General features: G+C 42.4%; 5 protein-coding genes. 3 read left to right on the top strand and 2 right to left on the bottom strand.

Features of this window, described 5'->3' with window-relative positions:
- Positions 1-863: U32 family peptidase (locus OGM63_RS01710; protein ID WP_263743770.1), on the top strand; the 863-nt coding region annotated here is incomplete at its 5' end.
- A gap of 132 nt (positions 864-995) precedes the next feature.
- On the opposite strand, the gene OGM63_RS01715 is transcribed toward OGM63_RS01710, so the two are convergent.
- Both OGM63_RS01715 and OGM63_RS01720 read right to left on the bottom strand, forming a co-directional pair.
- Complete coding sequence (locus OGM63_RS01715) at positions 996-2,354, bottom strand: pentapeptide repeat-containing protein (RefSeq protein WP_263743771.1); 1,359 nt, start codon at positions 2,352-2,354, stop codon at positions 996-998.
- A complete protein-coding gene (locus OGM63_RS01720; protein WP_263743772.1) occupies positions 2,344-2,547 on the bottom strand; it encodes a hypothetical protein in 204 nt (67 codons plus the stop codon). The genes OGM63_RS01715 and OGM63_RS01720 overlap by 11 nt, the downstream gene beginning before the upstream one ends.
- A gap of 109 nt (positions 2,548-2,656) precedes the next feature.
- On the opposite strand from OGM63_RS01720, the gene OGM63_RS01725 reads away from it, so the two are divergent.
- Positions 2,657-3,526, top strand: coding sequence for an SDR family oxidoreductase (locus OGM63_RS01725; RefSeq protein ID WP_263743773.1), 870 nt, complete (start codon positions 2,657-2,659; stop codon positions 3,524-3,526).
- Between the two features lie 244 nt (positions 3,527-3,770).
- Positions 3,771-4,142: a cupin domain-containing protein gene (locus OGM63_RS01730; RefSeq protein ID WP_263743774.1), complete on the top strand. Its 372-nt coding sequence runs from the start codon at positions 3,771-3,773 to the stop codon at positions 4,140-4,142.
- Positions 4,143-4,483 lie beyond the last annotated feature (341 nt).

Genomic DNA, 4,483 nt, shown 5'->3' on the forward strand with positions numbered 1-4,483 from the left:
GACAAGGGGGACAAGGGAGACAAGGGGGACAAGGGGGACAAGGGGGACAAGGGAGACAAGGGGGACAAGGGGGACAAGGGGGACAAGGGGACAATTCTTTCCCCCTCTCCCCATCCCCCACTCTCCCCCTCTCCCCATCCCCCCAAATTTGGCTTGCGCTACCTCGAATTACCAAACCTGGAGAAAACTGGATTTTGGAGCAGGTGCGTGCTTGTAAAGCTGATGGTTATCTGGTGCGGAATTATGACCATTTACAATTCTTCGCACAAGAACGCTGTATCGGAGATTTCTCTTTTAATGTTGCGAATGCTTTAACCGCAGATTACTTTAAACATCGCTTTAATTTGGAACGGGTGACGGCATCCTATGATTTAAACATTACCCAACTACAAGACTTGCTTAATAGTTGTCCTCCGCAATGGTTTGAGGTAACGATTCATCAGCATATGCCGATGTTTCATATGGAACATTGTGTTTTTTGTGCGTTTCTTTCTCAAGGGACAGACTATACCAATTGCGGCAGACCATGTGAAAAGCATGAGGTGAAAATTAAAGATCGGGTAGGATGTGAACACATTCTGCAAGCGGATGTCGGTTGTCGCAATACAGTATTTAATGGCACGGCTCAAACTGGAGCCGAATATGTACACCGTCTGATAGAGCTTGGTTTACAGCACTTACGGATTGAATTTGTGAATGAGACACCTTTATATGTGACGCAAACGATACATTGCTATCAACAACTGTTGCAAGGGGAGATTACAGGTTATCAACTTTGGCGAGAATTAAAGCTGCAACTTCGGCAACTTGGTGTCACTCGTGGTCCTTTAGGATCGTCTAAATCTTTCTCACCCAAAGAATGACCTGTTTTAGTTGTTAGTGGTTAGTGGTGTCAGGTAGTAAGGGCTTCAGCCCTTAAAAACGAAGATTTGAGCGGTAAACCGCTCACTACGAACACGCGAGAGTATTTTAGGTTTAAAACTAACAACTAACAATTATTTTCCCAATTTATTAGGAATGCCTTCACAACCACCGGGAATTGTACCTCTGCTTTTTTCACCGCACCAAGCACAGCAGTAGTAGCGATTAGCCTCTGACATGCGCTGGACATTGGTAAAATCGGCATTTTCTATCACAGCACCAGTGCATTCACCAGTTTCGTATTTTGGGGCTTCGCTGCGACTGCGTGGGGATGCGGTTTCTGCTGAACCATAAAACAGCCGAGTGCTGTTTAGGTCGGCTTGATTGAGATTGGCATCATATAAAATAGTGCGGCTCATATTTGCTTTTACTAAGTCACATTCGCTGAGATTAGCGCGGACAAGATTCGCTTCGCTTAAGTCTGTCCAACGTAAATCTGTACCGGAAAGGTCTGCACCTGCAAGCATCACACCTAAATCGATGACACGCAAACCGGAAAGGCGATCTTCAGCGTAACCACCGCTACCATCAAGAATTGCTCTACCGAGGTGGCGATCGCGTTTTAAAGGTGTGAGCAATTTCGACCGCGAGAGAAAGCGGAGAATTTTCGCTTTGCCACTACCATCTACACTACTAAATATTGCCGCAGTTCGTCCTTCTGCGATCGCTCTTTCTTGAGGCCAATCTTCTAATAATCCTTGTTCATCTAATACTAAATCGGAGATGCCTTGAAAATACGAATCTATTGTCTGCTGCTGGGTGATGACGTTTTGCTGTACCGTCAGCAGATTTTGCTGAATTGTCAAGTCTTTGGATATAACGTATTGTCGCCAAGCAACATAAACGGCGATAATGGCGATGAGAATTTGCCCCAATGCACCAAACCATTCTGCGAGTGTTCCGGAAGCTTCCCAGTTAATTTTACGTCCCCAAGCCAGCAAGCGCGAACCGATACCACCGAACTTGATTAAGCCACCTACGGATACTAAAAGTCCTAAAAAGGCAACAAACAGCGTTCGTTCTTGAAATGAAAACCATTCGTCTACGACAACTTGCAACCAAGGTATCAGTATCGCCAGGGATAACACTAAAGTTAATAGTGTACCGCAGATGCCAATTATCCAGTTATTTATGGCTACTCCGATGAAAGTGATGGCGATCGCTACCAAAATAATCAGTAATACCCTTGGCTTAACTGGTACGCTTTTCGTAATGCGTTGCTTGAGGAAAGACTGCGCTTGTTTTAGAGCAACTTGATTTTGTTGAGATTGCAATGAAGCACCCATTGCGATCGCTTGTTGAGTTGCCAGCTTTTCTGGGGTCAGGCAATTCTCACTCTTGGCACCGTCAAAGTCATCTGGTTGCAAGTCGTGTTCCAAAATCGGCTCTGGGGTTGGTAGATGGGATGAGTTGGAGTTGGATTCAATCGTCATGTTTTCTATTTTGCCCCAGCAGACTTATTTCTACAGCTGTTTTATCGTAGCTGCGATTAGGTGGAGTTAGGCAATAGCCATAGTTTATAACAAGCGAGCGGATCGCTCTGAAACCTGATTTCTCACAAAGCTTGGTATAACCGAGGTAATGCCTTAACAGCACTGCACCTAAAGGTTGATGCTGTAGTAGCATATGAAAAGGCGATCGCTGAAATTTATGAAGATATAGAATTTTAATATTTATTGTTAACTAAAAGCGACTTGACTTTTCTACGCCTGTGTCATTTTAAATTCAAACATGTATGAAAAAACTGTTAATTACTGGAGCTAGCGGCTTTTTGGGATGGAATATTTGCCATTTAGCACGAGAATGGCAAGTTTATGGAACCTATTTATCTCATTCTCTCAACATTCCCGGCATAAACACGCTAAAAGTTAACTTCACAAATTTTCCAGAAATTAAACAAATATTTCATGAAATTCAGCCAGCAGCAGTTATTCATACTGCTGCACAATCTCAACCAAACTTTTGTCAAACCCACCCCGAAGAATCACACGCAATTAATGTAGAAGCATCCAGTAATATAGCTGGACTTTGTGCGGATTATAATATCCCTTGTGTTTTTACATCAACTGACTTAGTTTTTGATGGCAGATGTGCACCTTATAGTGAAACAGACGCGGTATGTCCGGTGAATCTTTACGGTGAGCAAAAAGTTATGGCAGAAGCTGCTATGCTGAAACGATATCCGATGACAGCAGTATGTAGAATGCCGTTAATCTTTGGGATGGCTACACCCACCGCTACAAGCTTTATGCAGCCATTTATACAAACTTTAAAAGAAGGAAAAGAACTAAAGTTATTCATCGATGAATTTCGCACCCCAGTCAGTGCAAAAACTGCGGCAAAAGGACTTTTATTAGCGTTAGAAAAAGTCACCGGCATAATTCATTTGGGTGGTAAAGAGCGGATTTCGCGTTTCGATTTTGGTAAACTATTAGTAGAAGTATTTCAACTGCCTTCTCCAAAATTGAAAGCTTGCCGACAACAAGATGTAAAAATGGCAGCACCAAGACCTAGTGATGTTTCTTTGGATAGTTCTAAAGCCTTTGCTTTGGGGTATAAACCTTTATCTTTGAAAGCAGAATTAGAACAATTGGTTAATAATTAGTTAAGGAAAATATGGGATACTCAGATAAGTTTTATAATTTGAGAGAATAAAATTTATGAAAGGATGCAATCAAACCAAGAAAATTGCTCAGGTGTTCTGGGGTAATCAATTCGCCTATAAGACATCTCCAGAAAAGATGTAGAGACGTTCCACTCTTTACGTCTTTACAAGGGTTTCGGGCAACGCATAATTAAATTATGGAGATGTCTATAGTATAATATAAAGAAATTATATGGAGATGATGATGACCGATACCTTATCCTCCTCCACCCAGCGCACATTTGATGTTGAAAAATTGGTTCGCTTTTCAAATGAGAAAGCGATCGTTACAGAAATAGCGATCACAAAACATTCAGGCATTGCTGTCTGGGGTGTACATCCCGGTCAAGAAGTACATGCACACACTCACCCCGACGGACAAGATACCTGGATCGTGATCAGGGGAGAATTAACCTACTATCTTGGCAACGGACAGAAGAAAATTATTTCCAGTGGACAGATTGATATAGCAGAACCGTCCCAAGTTCACGGAGCAATCAATGAAGGATCGGAAGATGTCGTGTTTCTCTCCATCTATTCTGCCCCTAGTCTCAAAGTCATCCCTGCATCCCCATAATTTGACTAATGCATAGCTTTTTTAGACGGGGGGATCTTATCCGAACCGTATTGTCCCCACTTTGCACTTGCAATCATCTGCAAGTCAGTTTAAATTGTTTGACTTCAAGCCAAATTAAGAATCACACAATTGCGTCCTTTTTTTTGAGCTTGAGAGAGTGCTTGTTCTGCTGCTGCAATCAACATTGTGCTTGTGTTTTGATGCGTGGGTGTTGCAGATAGTCTTTAACCCGGTAATTTCCGGCATAAACCCGAAAAACTGTGTATTAGGCGCTATCTAGCCTTATCTCCGGTTAATTCCCGGAGATTGTTTTTAGAAAAATATTTATACTACCGTTAGCA

The sequence above is a fragment of the Plectonema radiosum NIES-515 genome, from assembly GCF_025753815.1.
GTDB lineage: Bacteria > Cyanobacteriota > Cyanobacteriia > Cyanobacteriales > Nostocaceae > Hassallia > Hassallia radiosum_A.